Source organism: Rhizobium sp. BR 249, assembly GCF_047445895.1.
In the GTDB taxonomy this organism is placed as follows: Bacteria; Pseudomonadota; Alphaproteobacteria; order Rhizobiales; family Rhizobiaceae; genus Rhizobium.
Map to the genome: position 1 here is coordinate 78,631 of NZ_JARWKX010000006.1, position 22,266 is coordinate 100,896.

Here is a 22,266-nt window from a genome sequence, read left to right on the forward strand (position 1 = left end):
GCTATACCCAGCGGCCGCCGCCATCCACATGCAATGCTTCTCCTGTCACGAAGCGGTTGGCCATCAGGAAGAGGATGGCCTGCGCGATATCGTCCGGCGCGCCGATGTTGCGGCTGGGCAGGATCGATGCGGTTTGTTCCAGCACCTGCCGCTTCGCGTCGCCCATCAGGCCATCGAGCAACGGAGTATCCACCCATCCCGGAGAAACCGCATTGACGCGCGTCGGCGACAACTCGATGGCGAGCGCACGCGCCGCGCTTTCGACAGCAGCAACGGCGGCGGCCACTACCGCGCCGCCGGCTGCGGGGCGCGAGGCGAACTGCCGGGAGGTCAAGGTAATCGAGCTTGCGGCATGCAAAAGGGGAAGAGCAATCTTGATCGCGAGCAGCGGCCCGATCAGGCGTTCATTCATGACCTGCAAGAGATCGGCCTCGGACTGATCCTTGAGCGGTTGCAGCTGCACCGTCCCGGCCGTGATCAGCAGGTGATCGATCCGATCGATGCCCGCAAATATATCCGGCCGCGGCGCGGCAATGTCCGAGACAATCTGGGTCGCGCCGCCGATCGCTTTAGCAGCCTCTCCGAGACGCTGCGAATTGCGGGATATCAGAAACAGGTTGGCGCCGGCATCTTTGGCTCGCCTGGCGGTCGCCAGACCGATGCCCGACGAGCCGCCGATGATGATGACATTTTGGCCCTGGAACGACTGAGGCTGGTTCTTGCCGGCTTGAATGACGTTAATTTGCAAGACTAGTTCTCCGGTTGGATTGTTGGCCAACCCAAATTCGCCGATCGGTATATTCTTCAGAAGATGGCAAACTTCGATATTATTTATCGTAAAAGACGATATAATGTGGATATGGATATGCTTTCAGCTATGCGCATCTTCACTCGTGTCGTCGAACGCGGCGGCCTCTCGACTGCCGCGCGGGATCTCGGCCTTGGCCAACCCACCGTCAGCGAACGTATCGAGAAACTGGAAAAGCATCTGGGCGCACGGTTGCTCTACCGGACGACCCGCTCGGTACAGACGACCGATGCCGGCGCGCGCTTCTACGACTATGCCAAGCGCGCCATCGAAGCCGCCGAGGAGGCAGAGGCTTCGGTCGCCGCGGCGGAGACATCGCTGACCGGAACGTTTCGGATCGCAGCCCCACATGGGCTTGGCGAGATGACATTGTCGAAGCTGCTCGTCGAATTCCAGACACGGCATCCGGCTCTGGCGATCGATGTGACCTTAAATGATCGTTTTGTCGATCCGACGACCGAAGGTGTGGATCTCTCCATCCGCATCGGTGAGATCGGCAGCGGCAATTTCATCGCTCGCCGACTGGGAACAATCCAGCGACTTCTACTGGCCTCTCCCGGCTATATCGAGCGGCAAGGGGCGCCGCGAAAACCTGCAGAGCTTGCGGCGCACCCTTTCATCCGCTTCGCCGGCTTTGCGGCGGATGAGCGGCTGCATCTGATCGGTCCGGATGGCGGGCGGATAGAAGTGCCCATCCGCACGACATGGCGCGTCAATCATTGGAGGCCGCTCATGGAGGCGGTGCTGGCGGACAGGGGAATAGGCGCATTGTTTGCCCCCGTATGCGGCCGGGAAATCGCGGAAGGAAGGCTGGTGCCGATCCTGCCATCCTATGAATTCAGGCAGATGGAAGTTCATGCCATCTATCCACCGGCGCCGCGCCCGGCTGCCAGAACGAAAGCGTTCCTCACATTACTCGATGAACAAGCAGTCGTGCTTCTGGGACAGGACGCAAGGCTGCTGTCATCCTCCATCAAACAAGAGTAAGTCCCGCATACGCTCCCAGATGGCGGATGGATTCATCTTCCGCGACCTATCGGCTCGCCGGGCCATGGACGCCGCGAGCGACCTTTCCCTCCCGCGATCCGCTGATGCGCCTCGACCACATCTTCGTCACCGACGATCTCGTCGTCGGCAGGGCAGCCGTGCTCCAAAACCGGCTGACACGGGTCGCCTCGGTGCGTCTGGACAGTTCGCCTCTCAGTAACCGGTGGAAAAACGACGTTGAGCCCCCATCAGAGCGACATTTGAAACGGATATTTCACGAATTTCATGCTACGAAATATTCATTCCATTGATGCTCGAGTGTTTGCGGAATCCAGGAGAGGAGGGGCTCATGTTCGGAAGGCTGTTATCGCGGGTTCGTATCCAGACGCAGGTGATGGTGTTCATTACCCCGTTCGTCTTGAGCATCATCGCCGTGGGCGCGACGGGTTTTTATGCATCGAGCCTGCTTCAGGGGCGGATGGATATTTCCAATTCCGTCCTGCAATCGCTCAGCGGCTTCCGCAACCTGTCGGCCGCAATGGCCGAATTTCTAGCCAATGCCACTCGGGAAAACCGGGATGGCGTCGCCCAAAAGCTTGCCGATCAACGGACCCTTCTGAAATCCGGCCTCGACAGGCTTGCTTCCGACCGCAGCGGCCAGCAGGAGCTGGAACAGGCGCTGTCCTCCATCGACGGAATTTCGGCCCGCATGGATACGCTGTGGCAGCTTCAGCAGAGCCGGGCAGCGTTGTTCGCCGATCTCCAGAAGGCGCAAAGCGCCGTCGTGTCGGCCCAGACGGATATCGTCGAGGGCACCAAGGTTCTCCAGCGCGCCGCCGACAGTCAGGAAGACGAAGCTCGCAATACACTCGGCGATGCACAGCGCATTTCCGAGTTCGCCTCCCTCGCCCAATCGTTGAACGACAAGGCGCAAGCCGCCGGCGCGATCACAGGCACCGATATGGAGGAGCTCGCCCGGCAGCAGCGCATCCTGGCCATGGCGCTTGCCGGCGAGGTGCCGGAAGCCAAGAAGACGATCGGCGATGCCATTGCCGCCTTGAAGCCGCTTGCCGAGGCCACCGATCAGACCGAAGAGCGCGCAGCCGGCCTCAAAAACGCGACGGGCCAGATGGTCGGCACATTGCCGGAATTGCAGGCGGTCGCGACGCGGCGGGTGAAGGCGGTGACGGACAAGGCGGCCGAGACCGCCAAGACGGTCGATCGCGCCAAGACCGGCCAGAGGGACGGCCAGAAGCTCACGACCTCGGCTTACGTGATCCAGATCGTCATGGCGAAGCTGACGCTCGCGCCCACCGACGCCAATCTCCAGAGGCTCTCGCAGGAAATCACCGCCGTCAGGAAGGGCCTGGACATGCTGGTTTCGAATGCGGGGGGCGTTGCGCAGTTCGACAACCTCAAGAAGAAACTTCTGCCGGCGCTGGACAAGATGCAAACATCGGCCGCCGATCTCGTCCGCATCAGCGCACAGCGCCAGGACGAATTCCGCGCCGCCGCCGCCGATGTGGACCGCATGTGGGCTCAATTGACGGCTTTCGCCGAAATGCAGCGGCAGAACGCGGCCGAGGAGCGGGCCGACGCCAATTCCATGTCCATGGGAACGACGATCCTCGGCGTCGTGATCGCAATTCTCGCCGGGATCGGGCTGACCGTCACGCTCAAGGGGCCGATCAACCAGATCACCTCGGCCATGCGGCGGCTCGCCGACGGCAAGCTCGAAACGGCGATCGTCGGCGAGAGCCGCGCCGATGAAATCGGCGACATGGCCCGTGCGCTCGGCGTCTTCAAGAACAATGCCATTGCCAAGGTCGAGATCGAGGAGCGCAGCGAGATCGAACGGACGAGGGCCGAGGAGGAAAGGCATCGCAACGACGAGGAGAAACGCTCAGTCGAACAGCAGATCGATTTTGCGGTGACGGCGCTGGCCGAGGGGCTCGGACGCCTGGCGCATGGCGATATTTCGCAGACGATCGCAACGCCCTTCTTCGGCCGTCTGGAGCAGCTCCGCAACGACTTCAACTCGTCCCTGCTGCGCCTCCAGGAAACGATCGACCAGATCCGCACCAACACCCGGATGATCGAGGGCAATGCCGGGCAGATGGACATTTCCGCCGGCAACCTTGCGAAGCGCACCGAACAACAGGCCGTCGCGCTCGAAGAGATCGCCGCAGCCATCGAGGAGATCACCACGACGGTCCGTTCGTCGGCGGCCTGCGCCGACGATGCCCGCCAGATCATCACGGACACGAAGCAGACGGCCGATTCCTCATCCGAGGTCGTCGCCAGCGCCATCAATGCAATGAGCAAGATCGAGGCGGCCTCCAACGAGATCGTGCAGATCATCGACGTCATCGACGATATCGCATTCCAGACGAACCTGCTCGCGCTCAATGCCGGCATCGAGGCCGCCCGCGCCGGCGAGGCCGGCAAAGGCTTTGCGGTCGTGGCTCAGGAAGTCCGCGATCTCGCCCAGCGCTCGGCAGACGCCGGCCAGCGGATCAAGCAGCTCATCGGCCGCTCGCGGGCGGAGATCACCAACGGCGCGCGCGTCGTGCGCGAAACGAGCGACGTCCTCGAAAGCATCTCCTCAAAGGTGGTCAGCGCATCCGAACAGATGGACGTCATCGCCCGCTCGAGCCGGGAACAGTACAACGCGCTGCATGAAGTGAACTCCTCCGTCAACCGGATGGACCAGATGACGCAGCAGAACGCGGCCATGGTCGAGGAAACGAGCGCGGCGACGAAGGAACTCGCAGACGAGACGAGGACGCTCCTGCAATTGATCGACCAGTTCCAGCTGGGTGAAACGGGCGCCTCTCGGCGCGCCAGCGCGGCATAAACGGCCGCCCGCGCTCGTGGCGGCGTCAGTGGCGGCTGTAAAGCGGCGGCGTCACGTCTTCGTCCGCAAGCTCGGGATAGAGCTGCCGGCGCGTGCGGGCGAGCACTTCGGCTTCCCGGCGGTTGCGCTCGAGGAGAACAGCCGTCACGTCCTTGTAGGACGCACCCTCCGCCGGGGCGATGCGAACGGTTCCGCCCTGCGAGAGGAAATCGCAAAACGACTGCACCGAGCGAAGGCGCGTCGTGATCTCGACGTAGCGGTCGTCATATGCAGCCATGCCTGCCTCCTTCTGGGAAAGGAAGAGTTCACGCACAGTTCGGCAACAAGATGGCGGCCGCTCAGATCACCATCTGTTCGCCGAGCTCGACGACGCGATTGCTCGGCAGCTGGAAATAATCGGACGGATCGATGGCGAAGCCGGCCATGGCGATGAACAGGCGATCCTGCCAGCGTGGAAGACCGGTATTGGGATCGCCGACCAGCTTGCGCCGCCCGACATAGAACGAGGTCGACATGATCTCGAACTGGAATCCAGCCTGCCGGCAGAGCGGCATGGCCGCCGACACGTTCTGATCCTCCATGAAGCCGAAATCCAGCTGGATCTTGCTGAAGCGGGGCGAGAGCCTCTCGATCGTCACGCGCTGCGTGTCGGGCACATAGGGCCGCGAGGCCGTCCTGATGTTCAAGATGACGTTCTGTTCGTGAAGGACCCTGTTGTGCTTGATGTTGTGCAGGAGGACGCCCGGCGCCATGTCGGGAACGCTCGACAGGAAGATCGCCGTTCCCGGGACATCGACGGGGCTGTGTTCCGACTTGCGTTCGATCGAGCGGATAAACTGGGTGAGCGGAATGTCGTTGCGTGCAGACTTATCCCGCACGAGAAGCGTTCCCTTCTTCCATGTCCACATCATGGCGATCAGCGCCGCGGCGATCAGTACCGGAACATAGCCGCCGTCATGGATCTTCAGGAGATTGGCGCTGAGGAAGATGCTCTCCAGCAGAAAGAGCGGAAGCAGCACGGCGAGGGCCGAGAGCACCGTCCAGCCCCAGACGGCGCGCAGGAACTGGAACGACAGGATGGTCGTCACCACCATCGCGCCTGTGACCGAGATGCCGTAGGCCGTTGCCAGCGATTCCGAGCTGCCGAACGAGAAGATCAGGGCGAGCACACCGATCAGCAGAACCATGTTGACCGCGGGAACATAGATCTGGCCGGTGTTCGAGGCGGAGGTGAAGCAGATTTCCAGCCGCGGCAGGAAGCCGAGATGGATGGCCTGGCGCGCCAGCGAGAAGGCGCCCGTGATCACCGCCTGGCTCGCAATGATGGTCGCGGCCGTCGCCAGAAGCACGGCGGGCAGCATCGCCCATTCCGGGAAGAGCAGGAAGAACGGATCGGATGCGGCAGCCGGGTTCTTGAGGACGAGAGCGCCCTGCCCGAGGTAGTTGAGGGCAAGCGATGGGAAGACCACCGCAAACCAGGCGACCTGGATCGGTTTGCGCCCGAAATGCCCGAGATCGGCATAGAGCGCCTCCGCGCCGGTAACGGTCAGGAACACCGCGCCGAGGATGACGAGGCCGACGAAGCCTGCGTGGGTGATGAAATCGAAGGCGTAGTAGGGATTGAGCGCGGCGAAAATGGACATGTCGTCGGCGATGTGAAGCAGGCCGGCTATGCCGATGACGACGAACCAGGCGAGCGTGATCGGCCCGAACAGCTTGGAAACGGCGGCGGTCCCCACCGATTGCACCAGAAATACCACGAGCATGATCGCTACTGCGATCGGAAGGACGTAGGGCGTGAATACGGGCGTCACCAGCTTCAGCCCTTCGAGCGCAGAAAGGACCGAAAGCGCCGGCGTGATCATCGCATCGCCGATGAAAAGGGCAGCGCCGATGATGCCCGCGAAGAAAAAGATCGTCGCGTGCCTTTTCGTCTTCTTCATGAGCAGAGCAAGCAGCGACAGCGTGCCACCCTCGCCGTCATTGTCGGCTCGGAGAAGGAAGAGCACGTATTTGAACGTGACGATGATCGTCAGCGTCCAGATCATCAGCGAGATCAGCCCGATCACCTCATGCGGCGCCGCGCCGTCATGGGCGAAGGGCCGAAGCGCCTCGCGGAAGGCGTAGAGCGGGCTGGTGCCGATATCGCCGTATACGACCCCGATCGCGCCGATCAGCAGGCCCGCGAATTGTCGCGACCCATTGTGGCTGCTGGCTTCGTGGGCTGTTGCACTCATCAGGCATCCTTCGGCTGTTGACCCAGACCAAGGATATGGTGCGGCCATCGCGATTTGAAACGGCATTTTAGCCTAATCGAGTTTCACCGGGATCCCCAGATTTTAGGCCTGACCGGCCTTAAATCCGAATCCCGGTTCAAATCAAGGGAAACAGAACATGATGTCGCTCGAAACCTCACACGTCGCGACATCACGCCTTCGCAAGCTTCCGGTTCAGGGCGGCGGCGACCAGGGGCAGCGCGGTGGTCGTCACGGTTCCCAGAGGCAGCCGCCTGACGCCGCGCGCGAGGACGAATGCCGCGGCCATTGCGCCCGCCAGCTTGAGCCATGGCCGATCGCCAAGCTGCGCATGAGCACTGGCATCGGCCCATCGGACGTTTTCCGAAACGACGGTCGCGGCCTGATCCCTGATCACATGCAGCCGAGCCCGAAGATTTTCGAGTTCTTCCCGCAACTCCCGCAGGCGGGCTTCCAGAACCGGTCCTTCGGAGACCTCGACGGTTTCCACGACATAGGCTTCGAACGGAATATCCCGGCCGAGCGTGGCGAGATAGGCGAGGTATTCGGCCTCGCTCGCAAAACCTTCGCGCCTGAGGAGATCAGGATTGATGTCGGCCTCTTCCCTGTTTGCCAGGGGAAGGCCGGCGTCGTCGAGTCGCTTGTCCGTGCCGCTGCCGGCGGGTTCGTCCTTGAACATGATGCGTCTCCCGTTGTTTCCTGTCGGCAGAACGTTCCATGGCTCTAATTGATCCACCCGCTCGGCGAACCACGCCGCCCGAAGTCGATTTATCCTTCCGGCGGGCTGAAGCGCTCGGGCCGAAAATCCGCCAGCAGCGGATGCCGGCGTCCGGTGGCGATCTCGTCGGCCAGCAGTTCGCCGGCAATCAGGCCGAGGGTGGCGCCGCTATGGCTGAAGGCGACGAAATAACCCCAGATCGACGGCAATTCGCCGAAAACGGGCTCGCCATCGCCCGGGATCGGCTTCGGGCCGACGCCATAATCTTCGATCTCGAGCACGGGGTTGCCTTCGAGAACTTTTGAAGCCTCGCGGAGCAGCCCGTCCAGCGTCGATTGCCTGACATCATAGCTGCCGTCCGGCTTGAACCCGACCTCTTCCTCGGACCAGGCGGAATCGAGCGCGAAACCGCCATTGGGTGTGGGCCGGATGGCGACGCGCGGCGTGTTGAGCACAGCTTTCAGCGGGTGGCGGACCGGCTTGGTCCTGACGAGAAGGGCGACGGGCGTCGCATCCTTGATCTCCTGGCCGGTCTCGGCCACGATTGCGGGAACGGCGGCGCCGGCGGCAAGCAGTATGGATTCGGCATCCCAGCGCCTGCCGTCCGCCGCGGTTACGCCGCAGACACGCGCGCCTTCGACCTCGACCGTTGCGCTCCCGGCATCGGTGACGATCTCGCCGCCGAGCGAGGTGAATTCCCTGGCAAGCACGTCGATCAGCGAGGGAAGATCGACCCAGCCTTCGCCAGGATTAAAGATCGCGCCTTGCGGCGTCACGGCGTCCGCGTCGATGCCCGGCGTCACCCCGGCAACATCCTCCGGCGCGAACCATTGCGCGTGATAACCGAGCGCGCACTCATGGTCGAACATCTCGGCGATCTCGTTGCCGGCGTCGTCCGCATCCCAGGTCAGGCCGCCGTCGAAGCGCAGCCAGGATGCATCGGGATATCTGGCGGCGAGCGTGCGGTAGCGGTCGATGCCGGCAAGACGCAGCCGGTGATAGGCGTCCGACCGTTTTCGCGCCGAATTGAGCCAGGCGAGCGACCGGCCGGAGGCGCCGTTGGCAAGCGGCCCGTCATTGACGAGCACCGTCGAAATCCCGAGCCGGGCGAGATGGACGGATGTCGAGACGCCGAAGATGCCGCCGCCGATGACGACGACCTTCGAAGGTTTGGGGGAAGCATTCATGTCGATAACCTTGTCTTCTACTCTTGCTTCATTCGGAAAAACCGGGCGGATACGTCACGCGTCAGAGGACTTCCGCGAGGAAGCGCCGCAGCCGCTCGCTTTTCGGATTGTCGAAAATCTCTCGCGGGGAGCCCGCTTCGACGATCCGGCCCTCGTCCATGAAGACGACCTGGTCGGCCACCCTGCGGGCAAATCCCATCTCGTGCGTTACGACGGCCATCGTCATGCCCTGGCGGCCGAGCGCGGCCATCAGGTCGAGAACGCCCTTCACCAGTTCGGGATCGAGCGCGCTCGTCACTTCGTCGAACAGGATGATCTCGGGATCCATGGCGAGAGCCCGGGCGATCGCGACACGCTGCTGCTGGCCGCCCGACAGGCCTGCCGGGCGATGATCCCGGCGCGCGGCGAGACCGACTTCGGCGAGGCGCGCCTCGGCGATGCGCCGCGCCTCCTGCCTCGGCATCTTCTTGATCTTCGTCAGCGACAGCATGACATTTTCGAGCGCGGTATGGTCCGGAAACAGGTTGAAGTGCTGGAACACCATGCCGACGCGCCGGCGCAGCTTCTCCGGCTTCATGGCGAGAATACTGTCGCCATCGAGCAAGATGTCGCCGCCCTTCGGCTCGACGAGCCTGTTCAGGCAGCGCAGCAGCGTCGACTTGCCCGAACCGGAAGGGCCGATGATGCAGGTGACGCTGCCCGAAGCGATATCGAGATCGATGCCTTTCAGCACGTCGAGTTCGCCATAAGCCATGCTGAGATTGCGGATGCCGAGCGCACCGCCCTTGAAACGCGGCGTATCGCCGGCAGCAGGGCCGGCGGCCGCCTGCAACTCGCCCACTTCGACCAATCCGCTCGCAGCCCCCGAGCCGCGTCCCTGTTTTCCGAGCCGCAGTCTCGTATCGATGAAATTGACGAGATGGGTCAGCGGCACGGTGATGACGAGGTAGAAGACACCCGCCAGCAGCAGCGGCGACAGATTGCCGGTCACGACGGCCTGGTCCTGCCCGACCCGGAAGATCTCCCGCTCGGAGGCGAGCAATCCCAGGAAATAGACCAGGCTCGAATCCTTGACGTTGCCAATGAACTGGTTGACCAGCGCCGGCAGGACGCGCCTGACGCCCTGCGGGATGACGATCAGGCGCATACCCTGCCCGTAACTCATGCTGAGCGCCCGGCAGGCCTCCATCTGGCCGCGCTCGACGCTCTGGATGCCCGAGCGGAAGATTTCGCCGATATAGGCGCCGGCAATCAGGCTGAGCGCGAGGATGCCGAGCGGGAACGGCGAAGGGCCGAAGATGTCGCGCCCGATCCGGGCAAAGCCCTGGCCGATGATCAGGATGGTGACGATTGCCGGCAAGCCGCGGAAAATATCGGTATAGATGCGCGCCGGCAGCCGCAGCCAGCGGGATTGTGAAATGCCCATTACGGCAAGCACCATGCCGATGACGACGCCGAGCACGGTCGAAGCGGCGGCGAGGATCAGCGTGTTCTTCAAACCGACGCTGATCATGCTCGGCAGCACTTCCGCCATCGCCTCCCAGTCCAGGAAGCTGCGGCGCAGATTTTCAAGCCAGTTCATCGAAATCCCCATCGAAGCCCTTGCCGGGCACGCCGGCGCGCAGCGTCAGCCGTCCGTTTCCAAGCGGACGGCCTGCCGCCTCACTTCTTGGGAAGATACTGGTCCGGCATCGGCGAACCGGGGAACCATTTTTCATAGAGCGTCTTCCAGGTGCCGTCCTGCATCGCGTCGTGCAGGGCGCCGTTCAGGACCGTGCGGAAGGCCTCATTGCCCTTCCTGATCACGAAGCCCGCCGGCGCGTCGAAGGACGGGATGTTGACGGCGACCTTCAGCGCGGGATAGCGCTCGCCATATTGCTTGGCCGCCTCGTAATCGAGGAAATGCGCGTCGATCGTTCCGTTGTTGAGCGCGGCGACGGCGGAATTGTTGTCGGGGAATTTCACCAGATCGGTCTCGGTGAAATTCTTCGCCGCATAGACTTCCTGCAGCGTTCCCTGCACGACGCCGAGACGCTTGCCCTTCAGCCCGTCCGCATCCTTGATCGCGGCATCCGACGTCAACACCGAGAGGTAGCCGGCGAGATAACCGTCGGAAAAATCGACCGTCTTCTTGCGGGCTTCGGTGGTGCCGATCGCCGCAACGGCAACGTCGAAGCGTCCGTTGGCGACCGATGGCAGCAGCGCCGAGAACTCCTGGCCCGTGAACGTCACCTTGTCCTTGGGGAAGCCGATGCGCGAGACGACATTGAGAAAGAACTCGATATCGAAACCGGTGAACTGGCCGTCCGCCGTCGCGAAGGTATAGGGCTTGGCGTCGCCCATCGTGCCGACGCTGATCGTCCCGGGCTCGATCAAATTGTAAGGGTTGTCGGCTGCAGCCGCAGACCCGGCTCCCATCGCCAGAAGACATATCAGAAGGCCGGCCCGCAAGGGAGCGGCGATGGCCGCGAAAGATTCAAAAGGCTTCATGTTCGTTCTCCGCTCTGAAGGGATGCTCTTGTCGGCATTCGGTGCGCCCTGCGCTGTCGCCAACGCGACAGAACTATGGACAAGATACCGGTCTCCTATAGAAAGAGACCGGTCTCACATCATATTTGATATCGGTCAATTGACCTGTCGTCAACGACTCTTGTACTGCTGCCCCATGGAAGATTCCGCTGCTCCGAAACGTTCCGTCACGGTCGCCGATGTCGCAAAGGCCGCGAAGGTGTCGAAGGCGACGGCCGCCCGCGTGCTCGGCGGCTATGGCGCCGTCAGCGATGCGATCAAGGAGCAGGTGATGGCGGCCGCGGCCGCACTCGAATACCGCCCGAACGAACTGGCCCGGAGCATGAGCACCGGAAGATCCGGCATCATCGGGGTCGTCGTCGGCGATATCGAGAACGCCTTTTTCAGCCTTGCCGTGCGCGGCATCAGCGATGCGGCCAAGCTCGCGGGCTTCAACGTCATCATCGCCAACTCGGGCGAACAGCTCGACGCGGAGAAATCGGCCGTAGACCTGCTGATCGGCAAACGCGTCGACGGGTTGATCGTCACGCCCGCCCGCTGCGATAGCATGGAACATCTCCAGCATGTCCGCCGCGCCGGCGTGCCGCTCGTGCTGTTCGACCGCAGCATTCCGGAACTCGACGTCGACGCTGTGACCGGAGACGATCGCGATGCAGCAATCACCGCGACCCGCCACCTCATAGGCCAGGGGCATCGCCGCCTCGCCTATGTCTCCGCCATGGAGGCCTTGGATGGCGGGCTCACCGATATCGCTCAGATCTCCAATTCCGCCGTGCGCGAACGCGTGGAAGGCTTCGTCAGCGTCCTGAGGGAAACGGCCCTGCCAAACCCGCTTCATTATGTCAGGCTCGGCGCCACCGACCAGCAGCAGACGGACGAGTTGACCAGACGCCTGCTCCAGGACGCGCCGCCGCCGATCGCGCTGCTGGCATCGGACAGCCTCGTCGGCCTGCGCATCTTCAAGTCGCTGCAATCGCTTGGGCTTTCGGTCCCGAACGACGTCTCGATGATTTCCTTCCTGGATGCCGACTGGACCAGCGTCACGGTTCCCCCGATCACCATCGTCGACCAGCGCGTCTACGAGATGGGCAAGCTCGCCGGCGAGCGCCTGGTCGCCCGGATCGAGCGAAAACCTCTCGCCGTCGAGCGTCTGCAGGTCGCGACGAGCCTGGTGATACGCAGCTCGGTCGCGACGATCGACCCTAACCCACATAGCAGTAGTATTTCTCACCCAACCGGATGATTGTAATCACTGGTCCGGACTATAGTTTAGAGCAGGTTTGCGGCGGCTCTGCATGAAATAGTCGCCGATTGGGGCGCGATCTTCGCGGCGAACTCTTTTTAGAGATCATGCCCGAGCAAGCAGATGTGGCTGATGTGAAGGACCTTCATGGCTGGAGCAGCCTTGATCGCCCGACAGGCTCGATGTCATCGGATGATGTTAAAAAGGTAACGACATGCGCTCAACAATAGCAGTTGGCCTGGCCGCCTTGATCGCCATCTACTTTCTCGGCGGCATGAGCGCGAGACATGAGATCTTTCCCTGGCCACAACTTTCCGCACTGAAGAAAATGGTCGGCGGAGAGAAGGCAGCGGCTCCAAGCCGTTATACGTTCGACGACAAGGAACGCCTCATCGGCGATGAGACGAAAACCGCTGTGACCTGCCCGGCTCAAACGGATCGAACTGCCGTCTTGCTCATTCTTGGCCAATCGAACGCGGCCAACTACGGTGGACAACGGCACCGGTCGGATTATGGCGCTCGCGTTGTAAACGCCTTCGACAAACGGTGCTTCATCGCGGCGTCGCCACTTCTTGGATCGACCAATACCAGGGGCGAGTACTGGACGCTTCTTGGGAACAAATTGATCGCATCGGGACGAAATGACAGCGTCATCCTCGCGCCTCTCGCATATTCCGGATCTGAGGTCGCACGATGGGCGGCAGGCGGCGATTTCAATCCTGTGCTGGTCGATACGATCAAACAGCTTCGGGATTCCGGTTATCGGATAACGAACGTCCTCTGGGTGCAAGGAGAGGCGGACCTCGTTATGGGCACCACTGCGGAGGCCTATCAGCAACGTTTCATGTCGATGGTCGACACATTGCGGCAGAACGGCGTCGAAGCACCCGTTTACATTTCGATCGCATCGAAATGCCTCGAACCGAGCAACGGCGGCTTCAAGGAGCATATTCCGGACAATGCGATAGTACGGGCGCAACTGGCCCTGTCAAAAGGCGGCCACGGCATCCGGGAGGGGGTAAATTCCGACGCGTTACTCGATGGAGACGACCGCTACGACGATTGCCATTTCGGGGGCACGGCCGGGGAGAAAGTGTCGCAGGCCTGGCTGAACCTTCTGCGTAGCGACAGCCGCCTGGAGACCTCGCGATAGTCTTGTCTCAAAAGGCTTTCACGCCTTCGCTCGCGAAGGAAGGCGCAACCTTGTCCCGCTCTAATCGTAGAGTTCGCCGTGGCCGATCTGCTCCTTTGCGGGCACATCTGCGATAGCGGGATCATCGGCCGGATCAGGGTCTTTCTTGTTGGCGTCATGTAGAGACCGCGCGGCCTCGACGAGCGCCAGCGAAATTTCCTCGGTTCCCCATCCGGCTTCATTCGCTTCTGCGATCAGTTGTCCCAAAGCATCGCGCGCTGCTGCGGCCGCCTCCTTGAAGCGCTGCGCGGGGGCTTCGGCTTTCGGCGCTGGAAAGATCATAGGCGTTCCCTCCATGGATCTGACTGTCATGGATGAACGCGGCGCGCCGGAAATGGATGCACCGTGCCTGCTGATTTAATATTCGGAAAGGCTCCAGAGCGTCAGATGACCGTCTGCAGCAGAAAGGGAGAGCGTTCCAGCGGCTGCTGGGCGAGAATCCTCAGCATCGCCGGGCCTTGTATGCCCGATGTCTTGCACGAGCGGCCATCGTGATAGACCACCGTCATCACCTGGCTGCGAATGTCGTAGCGAATCTGCGCGATCGTCCGGGTATGGACGGGAAAGATGAATTCGCTGGGCTGAGATTTCCGCCCTGATCTCTTCGTGCTCATCGCGATTGCCCCAACGAAACAATGACCGGCAAGAGGACCGGTGCTATACCCCGGCAGCGCGTCCTTCTCGACCGTCGTCCCACTTAATCGGTCAACTGCCGGAACGGCAGGTTCGGGCAATCGGCCAGATGGCCCCTCAGCCTGATCCGACAGTGCCTATGAAGCACATATTGCTGCTACGGTCGCGTGACATCAGCGTGACATGCAGATCGGGCATGAAAGCCTTTCCGAACCGGCCTCGTGAAACCCGGCCGGCGACGGCGGCGACAGCCTTTAATGCAATGTGCTCCTCAGCCCGTGCGTCCAGACGGTTTCCGGTAGGCATTTAGCCGTCTGTGCCAGCGATCGGATGGCCTCGTCCGCAGCGTAGACCATATCCTTCAGCCGTTCGATCTCATAATCGAGTTCGTAGAGTTCGGCCTCGTCGAGCTTTCCGCTCTGCAGCAGCAGCCTCGCCGTCTCGACCAGGCGTTCCGTGCGTCCAACGATATCAAGACCGCTTCGTATGATGATGTCCTGCATGGTTTTCCCCTCGCTTGGATGATGAAGCGTCGGGCATAATCGACAGGCTGACAATCCCAAAATCTTATCAGACGCGCTCCCGAAGCGCACTGTAAAGATCCCTCAACTCGTCCAGCGGCGAGGAGTAGCGCTGACGCGGCGCGAAAGCGCGGCGTCCCGCAAGGGCAAGCGCACCGGCGACGGCCACGGCGAGGAGGACCGTCGAAACCGGATAGAGCTTCACCGTCGCTTCGGTCTGACGCACGGCTTTACCGGCGCCCTCCTTGGCCGTGCGGGCGGCCTCCAGAACCTGCTGCTGGAGCGCGTCGATCTGTTTTCGCAGCGCGCTCAGTTCTTCGCGAGGGTCGTAATCCGGCTGCCTGGGAATGCCGACGGAGGCAGTGTTCGTATCGATAATGGCCTTCGGCACCGGCTCGCCGATCTTAGCTCCCTTGATGTCGAGGGTCGCGGTTTCAGTGCTCTTACGGCGCGGCATGATCGTTTCTCCTCTGTGCGGCGGGCGGGCAAGGTTAGTCGTCGTCGAGCGAAAAGACCGGCCGGTAATGACGCGCGGCGATCAGCAAAGTCCGGTCGGGCCGGATGATGTAGATCTCCTCGACCTCCCGTCCCCATTGATCGGTGAAGCTGTGCGGGAAGGAAGAACCCACCGGCGATTTCGTCAACTTGGTGCGCGGCTGGCCGTTATAGGTGATGCTGCCGGGAATGGGTTCGAGACCGGCCGAGGAATAGCTGCCTAAGCTCGCCGTACAGCTCGCCAGCGCAACGGCGAGGATCAATCCCATGCTCCGCTTCATCGAACCCTCCAACTGCTCCGGTGTCGCCAGCTTTTCGCCAATGTAACAAGCGGCGAGGGATATTTGTTCCGGAATCGAGCGGCGGCAAGCGAGACGCCGGGATGGACCGGAACAACCGGGCCGGCGGCCGAGGGCGTCGGCATCCAAGCGTGAAGATGATCCTGGCCCCGATCGTTCGCCGGGGCTAAAGCTCGTCGCTGCGACGCCTTACGGCGTGTTTTACCGCCAGCAAATGCCTGCGCCGCTCCAGCATATAGTCGGCATAGCCGACGCAGATATAGAGCATGGTCGGGCCGGCGAAGGTGACGATGAGGGTCAGTGCAACGAGAATGAATGCGGTCGTCATGGTCTGTTTTCCATCATGTTGGTCATATCAAGCGGACGGACCTGAAGCCTCCGGCTGATCGGATTTTCTCCTTCGGTTTGTCGAGTCAAACCATCCAAAGGCGCGGAAGTTCCGCCTCGGGGGTAAATCCGCAACAGTGGAAGCGACCCAGGCAAATCGCTCCTAAGATTTATCCAGATGCCGGCGCAGCTCGTCTTTCTGGATGAAATGATCGGTGTTGCCCGGCTCATGATCAGGATGGGATACTTCCACATCGAGATCGTCAGGAAGCGCCAGCGCCTGCTTGGCGTTCATGATGCCGAGCGGCACCCGTCCCTCCTCGGTTGCGACGGCGACTTCGACCAGTGGTTTCTTCGATTTCATTTCGGCGATCCTTACTCTTACCTATTCAGAATCCGCCGCCTCTCTATTCGTTCCCTCCCCGTTCGATTTTGCGGCCGTTCTTCCCGCATCGCCTGCGTCACGCGCGCGAGCAGCGGGCTCGATCTCAGATTTTCGAGGGAGACCGAGAGTTTCGGCTTCCAGTTGGGGTAGCTGTCGCTGGTGCCTGGAATATTGGTCGGCTTTTTCTCGTCGGTGAGATCGGCAAGCCGGACCGCCACGAGCAGCGACGGCGTTCTGGCGATGAAGCGATGGGCGCTGACTGTGAGTTGCCTCAGCGTCTCCTGGCTTGCCCTTGCGGTCAGGCGGACCGGCAGATCGAGGCCCGCCGCCTTGAGCGCCGCCTTCAGGTGTCTGCGCTCCCGTTTGCGGTTTTCGAGATGTTTTTCGGTGAGATCGGGCGGCACGATACCGTGCTGACACCGATCCCGAATGTCGGCGCCGCGCCACCAGCCGGCAAGCGTCTGGTGGTCATGCGTCGAAATGCAGGCCAAAGCGAGGGCGGGATAGGCGTCGGCCGGCTTGAGGCCCTTTTCGTCCTGCTCGTAGGAAAGGATGCGGTAGGAAAGGATCTGTGCCGCTTCGAGATCGTCCGGCAGGTCTTCCGGGATCATTCCGAGCGCCTCGCCGATGACGAGGCATCGATGCTCGGCGGACGTCTCGGCGAGGATCTGCATGAGCTGATGCTGGGGATAGCGGACATAGGCGCCCTCCTCCGGCCGGCTGCCGAGCGGCACGAGGAAGAGGCGGCGAAGCGCCGGTGCGTGGTCGATGCGGATCGCGCCGGCATAGCGCATGGCAGCGCTCACCATGCGCCGGTAAGGCGACATATCTCCTGCGGTGATCTTGGAGGGCAGGAAGCCGGCTAAGTGCCAGTCCTGTCCATCGATGGCGAAGGGATCGGGAGGACTGCCGATGGTGGCCTCGGAAATATAGATTTCGGGCTCGCTCCATGTCGCCGAGCCGTCGACGGCCTCGCCCACCGCAAGATCGAGATAGAGCCCGAGCCGCAGGCCGGCCTTGCGCGCCCGCTCCGCCGCCTGCAGCAGCTGCCGATGGGCGAGCCATTGCAGCCATATGTGGAAACGGATGTCGTCGGCATGTTCGCGCTCGAACGCGGCGACGGTGGGACTGTCGACACGCTGGAACTCCACCGGCCATGCCTGCCAGCCGGCGCCCGCGCCGCGCTCGACCATGGAAAGCGACAGGCAGTCGAAAAGCGCGTGTCGCCGCAAGCTGTGCCCGCCCTGCGCCACGAAGGCGGCGAAATCATCGGGATTGTAGCTCTCGTCCATCTCCGCTTGCACCTTCCACACCGGCCAGAGGTCGCGCAGGGCTTGAAGCTTGAGGCGTGCGACGCCGGCATAGTCGACGAGAACGGTTCGGCGAAGCTCCTTCAATTGCCGTTCGAGTTCGGCATTGCCGGCGAATCCCGGCACCCGGTCGACGGCGATATAGAGCGGGTTCAGATGCTGGCGGTTCGAAGGTTCGTAAGGGCTGCAGCGCTCGGGATCGGCAAGGAGCGGCGCGTGAAGCGGGTTGAGGCCGATGAAATCCGCGCCGAGCGACGCCGCGAGATCCGTCATATCGCCAAGATCCTCGAAGTCCCCGATCCCCCAGTTGCGCACAGAGCGAAGTTCATAAAGCTGCAGCGCTATTCCCCAGATCCGCGTACCGGCAAGGAACTCAGGCAGAAACGATACCGGGATCTTCCCATCCGCCGGCTCCGGTTGCGCCACGTCTGTCTCGCGGCCCGCGGCTGCGGACAATTCGACGTTCAACGCCAAGAGTACCTTGCGCTTGACCGCATTGGAGATCGCCACCTCCCGATTGTCGGGGCTCGGCCTCGTCGGACTGATGCCGTGCCGGCGGGCGAGCTTGTCGAGCTCAGCGGATTTCATCACTTGCCTTCCTCTCAGCGCGCGGCCTCGCTGATGCTCCAGATCACCGTCCAGGGCGCAAGCTCGCCGTCATCGCTGCGGCCGAGGCGGAAGATCGTCTCGCCGCCCTCACGCTGGAGGCCGAGCCGCACTGCCTCGTTACCGATATTGGCGCGCAGATGAAGACGCCTGTTGCCGGCCAACGTCCAATCCACCGCAACGGCGGTTCCTTCCGCGCGGTAAACCGCATTTCCGGCGCCCGTTCCCTTCAGCAAGGGAATGATCCTTCGACGCCTGATGTCGAGAAGCGTCCGGTGGAAATCGAGAACCTCAGAGGAAGCGCATTTCGACCAATCCAGCTTGCCGGCCGAAAAGGTCGTGGGCGCAGTCGGGTCGAGAAGGTCTTCGGCATCGAAGCCCGGCAGGCGCGAAAGCTCCTCGCGGCGGCCTTTCCTCACCTTCTCGTTCAACTCCTCGTCGAAATCGCAGAAAAATGGAAAGGGCTCCCGCGCACCCCATTCCTCGCCCATGAACAGCATCGGTATCTCGGGCGCCAGCAGATAGATCACGGTGACGGCCCTGACGGCATCGGCCGGGCTCGTGGCCATGACGCGGTCGCCGAGCGCGCGGTTGCCGATCTGATCGTGGTTCTGGATGAAGGAGACGAAGGCCGTCGGCGGCAGGTGGCCGCTCGGCCTGCCACGGCTTCCCCCGCGATAGGGCATATGTTCGCCCTGGAACACGAAGCCTTCCGCCAGCGCCCGGCCGAGCCTGCCTGCGTCACCGGCGTAGTCGGCATAATAGCCGAAGGTCTCGCCGGTGGCGGCGATGTGCAGCACATGATGCATATCGTCGTTCCACTGGGCGGTGAAGAGCCGCGCCTCGCCCCTTTCGTCGCGCTTCAGGAGATCGCTGTCATTCTCCTCGTTTTCGACGATCAGGTGAATGTGCCGCCCACCGGCAGCGGCCCTGACGCGCCGGGCAAGCGCGTGGAGAAGATGCTCGTCGCTGTCGTCCCTGATGGCATGGACGGCATCGAAACGGAAACCGTCGAGCCTGAATTCGGTGAGCCAGTAGAGGGCATTCTCGATGATGAACTCGCGGATCATCTGCGATCCGTCGCTGTCGTAATTGATGCCGTGGCCCCAGGGCGTCTTGTGGTGATCGGTAAAAAGCGGCGCGTAGGAAGGGATGTAATTCCCATCAGGCCCGAAGTGATTGTAGACCACGTCGAGGAAAACGCTGATGCCACGCGCATGCGCCGCATCCACCAAAGCCATGAAATCCTCCGGCCGCCCGTAGCTGCTGTCGGGCGCATAGGGGAGCACGCCGTCATAACCCCAGCTGTAACGGCCCGGAAAGTCGCTGAGCGGCATGATCTGCAGAGCCGTAACGCCCAACTCGCGCAGATGGTCGAGACGCTCGATCGCGGCTTTGAACGTGCCCTCCGGCGTAAAGCAGCCGATATGCATCTCGTAAATAACCATCTCCTCCCAGGGCCGGCCTGTCCAATCGCCCGTCCTCCAGCGATAGGCGGAAAGGTCGATAACCTCGCTCGGACCATGCACGTCCTGCGGCTGGAACCGCGAGGCGGGATCAGGAATTTCGAGACCGTCGGGCAGGATGAAACGGTAGCGCGCGCCGGCACGAGCGCCGGAGACGAGGCAGTGGTGCCATCCATCTTCTGCCGCCTGCATCGGCAGCAGACCGGCACTTTCGATTTTCAGCGACACGCTTTCATGCAGCGGCGCCCAGAGGCGAAACAGAATGCCCTCTTCGGTGAATGCCGGGCCGAACGTCATTTTGGTCAAGGGAAAACCTTCGATGAAATCAGGACGGGATTTGGGTAACTTTTCCGGGAGCAAAAAGTTTCGTCCGCGCGCGGATTGCTCTATCGGCCAGCTGTCGAGAGCAGTAGGATTCTATTCTGTCGCAGGGTTGTTGTATGCCTTTGAAAGAATAGGAGTGCATCGATGCATTCGACGCAAGAGACGAACATTACAATGCCCTCGGAGATGGAACGCGAAAATGCCATCGAGCATTGGTTGCGGACGGACGTTGCGGCCACTTACGATGCCTATAAGACCGACCCTAGCAAGGCCAAGCCACTCGATGAGACCTGGCAGCGCCTCGAAGCGCGCATGAACCAAATCGATCGGGAAAAGATCGATGAAGCGCCGCAGCGAAGCAATGATAGGTAGAAACGATCCATTTCCACCGGCACCAGATCAACCTCATCCCGATATTTTAAAGACGCCGGCCGTGTGTTTCGGCTCAAGCCGCCGCGACCTTGCCTGACAGCGCCTGATCCATGGCCGTCTGTAGCTGCTCCTGCGTGAAGGGCTTCGTCATTCTCAGCATCCGGCCGAGCGCATTGTCTTCGGAAAGTTCGGCATAACCCGAGGCGAGGATGACGGGCAGGCCGGGGAAGGCGGAGCGAAGGTGGCGCGCGAGCTCGGCGCCCGTCATGCCGGGCATGGCATGATCGGTGATGACGAGGTCGCAGCCCTGGCCGCCGGCGAGGAATTCCAGCGCCTGTGAAGCCGAAGAGGCTTCGCGCGGCAGGTGGCCGAGATCCTCCAGCATCGCCACGGTTCCGGTCCGGACCAGGGCGTCGTCATCGACGACGAGAATGGCAAGCGGCCTCGACACCGGTTTCAAGGGTTCGGCCGCCGGAGGCTCTGCGACCGGCTGCGTCCTGGCGAAGGCCTCGGCAACGGGCAGCCATAAAGAGACGGTCGTGCCCTTTCCCCGCATGCTCGATATCTGGATCGAACCGCCGGATTGGGCCGCCAGACCATGCACCATCGACAGACCGAGGCCGGTGCCCTTGCCGACCCCTTTGGTGGTGAAGAAGGGCTCGGCAGCGCGCGACACCGTCGCCTCATCCATGCCTTCGCCATCGTCCGACACCGATATCCTGATGTAATTGCCGCCCGCAAGGCCGGGCAATGTCGGCTCTTCGGCCTCGGCCGCAGCAACGGTTACGGCGCCGCCGCTTTCCAGCGCATCCCGGGCATTGACGAAGAGATTGAGCAGCGCCAGTTCCAGCTGGTTGCTGTCGACCAGCAGCGGTGACAGATCCGCCGGAATGCTTTTGCGGATTTCGACGCGCGGCCCCACCGCCTTGGCAAGAAGATCCTCGACGTTTTCGAACAGCCGGAGGAAATCGACCGCCTGCGGTTTCAGCTCCTGGCGGCGGGCGAAGGCGAGCAGGCGCTGGGTGAGCGCCGTTCCGCGCTCGGCCGCCTGGATCGCGTTCGTCACCAACCGTTCGCTGCGCTCGTCGGCCGGAAGCCGTTTCTTCAGGAGGCTCAGGCTGCCGAGAACCGCCATCAGGAGATTGTTGAAATCATGCGCCACTCCGCCCGTGAGGTGGCCGATCGTATCGAGCTTCTGCGCCTCGAAGAGCTGGGCCAGCGCCTCCTCGCGCTCGCGCGTCCTTTGGTCGATCCGGTGTTCCAGCTCCTCGTTCAGCTCACGCAGTTGCGCTGCCGAGGTTTCGAGTTCGGCGGTGCGCTGGCGAACGCGGGCCTCCAGATCGGCATTCAGCCGTTCGAGCTCCCGCGTCTTCCGGTAGAGATCGGCAAAGACCCTGACCTTGGCTCTCAGCACCTCGGGCACGATCGGGACCGAGACATAGTCGACCGCACCCACAGCATAACCGCGCAGCCGGTCGGGTTCGGCCAGCATGACGGCGGAGACGAAGATGATCGGCGTGTTCTGGTAGCGCGGGTGCTGCCGGATCATGCCGACGAGTTCGAAACCGTCCTGCTCGGGCATGCAGACATCAACGAGGATCACGGCGATTTCAGTTCGCAGCAGGTGCTCGAAGGCTTCGCGGGCCGATTGCGCCTTGATGAGGTTTTCCTCGAGTTCTTCGAGAATGACCTCATAGCTCAGGAGCTTGGCGGGCTGGTCGTCGACGAGGAGGATGTTGACGGGGTTCATGA

Annotated in this window: 22 protein-coding genes and 1 pseudogene; 6 read left to right on the top strand and 17 right to left on the bottom strand. The window is 62.2% G+C overall.

Annotated elements, in window-relative coordinates; genetic code table 11:
• Position 1: 1 nt before the first annotated feature.
• Positions 2-748, bottom strand: a complete 747-nt coding sequence (locus tag QD408_RS07855; protein WP_414138914.1) for an SDR family oxidoreductase — start codon at positions 746-748, stop codon at positions 2-4.
• A 63-nt stretch (positions 749-811) separates the two neighbouring features.
• Between QD408_RS07855 and QD408_RS07860 the strand changes: the two genes are divergently transcribed.
• The 3 genes and pseudogenes from QD408_RS07860 (at position 812) to QD408_RS07870 (ending at position 4,652) form a co-directional block, all read left to right on the top strand.
• Positions 812-1,795 (top strand): LysR substrate-binding domain-containing protein, encoded by a 984-nt coding sequence (locus QD408_RS07860; protein WP_414138915.1) that lies wholly within the window; start codon positions 812-814, stop codon positions 1,793-1,795.
• A gap of 35 nt (positions 1,796-1,830) precedes the next feature.
• A pseudogene (locus QD408_RS07865) lies at positions 1,831-1,995 on the top strand (EEP domain-containing protein); the annotation flags it as partial.
• 149 nt (positions 1,996-2,144) lie between these two features.
• Positions 2,145-4,652 carry a methyl-accepting chemotaxis protein gene (locus QD408_RS07870; RefSeq protein ID WP_414138916.1) on the top strand — a complete coding sequence of 836 codons (2,508 nt, stop codon included), beginning with the start codon at positions 2,145-2,147 and terminating at the stop codon, positions 4,650-4,652.
• A gap of 25 nt (positions 4,653-4,677) precedes the next feature.
• On the opposite strand, the gene QD408_RS07875 is transcribed toward QD408_RS07870, so the two are convergent.
• The 6 genes from QD408_RS07875 to QD408_RS07900 form a co-directional block, all read right to left on the bottom strand.
• Positions 4,678-4,929 (bottom strand): hypothetical protein, encoded by a 252-nt coding sequence (locus tag QD408_RS07875; RefSeq protein WP_414138917.1) that lies wholly within the window; start codon positions 4,927-4,929, stop codon positions 4,678-4,680.
• A 61-nt stretch (positions 4,930-4,990) separates the two neighbouring features.
• Positions 4,991-6,889, bottom strand: coding sequence for a potassium transporter Kup (locus tag QD408_RS07880; RefSeq protein ID WP_414138918.1), 1,899 nt, complete (start codon positions 6,887-6,889; stop codon positions 4,991-4,993).
• 190 nt (positions 6,890-7,079) lie between these two features.
• Positions 7,080-7,586, bottom strand: a complete 507-nt coding sequence (locus QD408_RS07885; RefSeq protein WP_414138919.1) for a hypothetical protein — start codon at positions 7,584-7,586, stop codon at positions 7,080-7,082.
• A gap of 89 nt (positions 7,587-7,675) precedes the next feature.
• Positions 7,676-8,812: an NAD(P)/FAD-dependent oxidoreductase gene (locus QD408_RS07890; RefSeq protein ID WP_414138920.1), complete on the bottom strand. Its 1,137-nt coding sequence runs from the start codon at positions 8,810-8,812 to the stop codon at positions 7,676-7,678.
• 61 nt (positions 8,813-8,873) lie between these two features.
• On the bottom strand, positions 8,874-10,394 hold the full coding sequence (locus tag QD408_RS07895; protein WP_414138921.1) for an amino acid ABC transporter permease/ATP-binding protein: 1,521 nt from the start codon (positions 10,392-10,394) through the stop codon (positions 8,874-8,876).
• An 80-nt stretch (positions 10,395-10,474) separates the two neighbouring features.
• Positions 10,475-11,302 carry an ABC transporter substrate-binding protein gene (locus QD408_RS07900; protein WP_414138922.1) on the bottom strand — a complete coding sequence of 276 codons (828 nt, stop codon included), beginning with the start codon at positions 11,300-11,302 and terminating at the stop codon, positions 10,475-10,477.
• A 175-nt stretch (positions 11,303-11,477) separates the two neighbouring features.
• On the opposite strand from QD408_RS07900, the gene QD408_RS07905 reads away from it, so the two are divergent.
• Both QD408_RS07905 and QD408_RS07910 read left to right on the top strand, forming a co-directional pair.
• Entirely contained in the window at positions 11,478-12,584 is a 1,107-nt protein-coding gene (locus QD408_RS07905; RefSeq protein WP_414138923.1) for a LacI family DNA-binding transcriptional regulator, read from the top strand.
• A 214-nt stretch (positions 12,585-12,798) separates the two neighbouring features.
• Positions 12,799-13,737, top strand: a complete 939-nt coding sequence (locus QD408_RS07910; protein ID WP_414138924.1) for a sialate O-acetylesterase — start codon at positions 12,799-12,801, stop codon at positions 13,735-13,737.
• A 60-nt stretch (positions 13,738-13,797) separates the two neighbouring features.
• On the opposite strand, the gene QD408_RS07915 is transcribed toward QD408_RS07910, so the two are convergent.
• From QD408_RS07915 to treZ, 9 genes are all read right to left on the bottom strand, one after another.
• The gene (locus QD408_RS07915) at positions 13,798-14,058 is read right to left on the bottom strand and encodes a hypothetical protein (protein ID WP_414138925.1); all 261 of its coding nucleotides are present in this window, start codon (positions 14,056-14,058) and stop codon (positions 13,798-13,800) included.
• A 101-nt stretch (positions 14,059-14,159) separates the two neighbouring features.
• On the bottom strand, positions 14,160-14,390 hold the full coding sequence (locus tag QD408_RS07920; RefSeq protein WP_088684291.1) for a hypothetical protein: 231 nt from the start codon (positions 14,388-14,390) through the stop codon (positions 14,160-14,162).
• 273 nt (positions 14,391-14,663) lie between these two features.
• A complete protein-coding gene (locus QD408_RS07925) occupies positions 14,664-14,912 on the bottom strand; it encodes a hypothetical protein (protein ID WP_088684202.1) in 249 nt (82 codons plus the stop codon).
• 67 nt (positions 14,913-14,979) lie between these two features.
• Complete coding sequence (locus tag QD408_RS07930) at positions 14,980-15,387, bottom strand: hypothetical protein (protein WP_414138926.1); 408 nt, start codon at positions 15,385-15,387, stop codon at positions 14,980-14,982.
• A 34-nt stretch (positions 15,388-15,421) separates the two neighbouring features.
• Positions 15,422-15,706 (bottom strand): hypothetical protein, encoded by a 285-nt coding sequence (locus tag QD408_RS07935; protein WP_414138927.1) that lies wholly within the window; start codon positions 15,704-15,706, stop codon positions 15,422-15,424.
• Positions 15,707-15,890: 184 nt separating this feature from the next.
• Positions 15,891-16,052 carry a hypothetical protein gene (locus tag QD408_RS07940; RefSeq protein ID WP_414138928.1) on the bottom strand — a complete coding sequence of 54 codons (162 nt, stop codon included), beginning with the start codon at positions 16,050-16,052 and terminating at the stop codon, positions 15,891-15,893.
• Positions 16,053-16,214: 162 nt separating this feature from the next.
• The gene (locus QD408_RS07945) at positions 16,215-16,415 is read right to left on the bottom strand and encodes a hypothetical protein (protein WP_414138929.1); all 201 of its coding nucleotides are present in this window, start codon (positions 16,413-16,415) and stop codon (positions 16,215-16,217) included.
• Between the two features lie 17 nt (positions 16,416-16,432).
• On the bottom strand, positions 16,433-18,334 hold the full coding sequence (gene malQ / locus QD408_RS07950) for a 4-alpha-glucanotransferase (protein ID WP_414138930.1): 1,902 nt from the start codon (positions 18,332-18,334) through the stop codon (positions 16,433-16,435).
• Between the two features lie 14 nt (positions 18,335-18,348).
• Positions 18,349-20,124: a malto-oligosyltrehalose trehalohydrolase gene (treZ, locus tag QD408_RS07955; RefSeq protein WP_414138931.1), complete on the bottom strand. Its 1,776-nt coding sequence runs from the start codon at positions 20,122-20,124 to the stop codon at positions 18,349-18,351.
• Between the two features lie 162 nt (positions 20,125-20,286).
• Between treZ and QD408_RS07960 the strand changes: the two genes are divergently transcribed.
• A complete protein-coding gene (locus QD408_RS07960) occupies positions 20,287-20,514 on the top strand; it encodes a hypothetical protein (protein WP_414138932.1) in 228 nt (75 codons plus the stop codon).
• 73 nt (positions 20,515-20,587) lie between these two features.
• Here QD408_RS07960 and QD408_RS07965 read toward each other — a convergent pair whose 3' ends face one another.
• Positions 20,588-22,264, bottom strand: coding sequence for a response regulator (locus QD408_RS07965; RefSeq protein ID WP_414138933.1), 1,677 nt, complete (start codon positions 22,262-22,264; stop codon positions 20,588-20,590).
• Between the last annotated feature and the right edge of the window lie 2 nt (positions 22,265-22,266).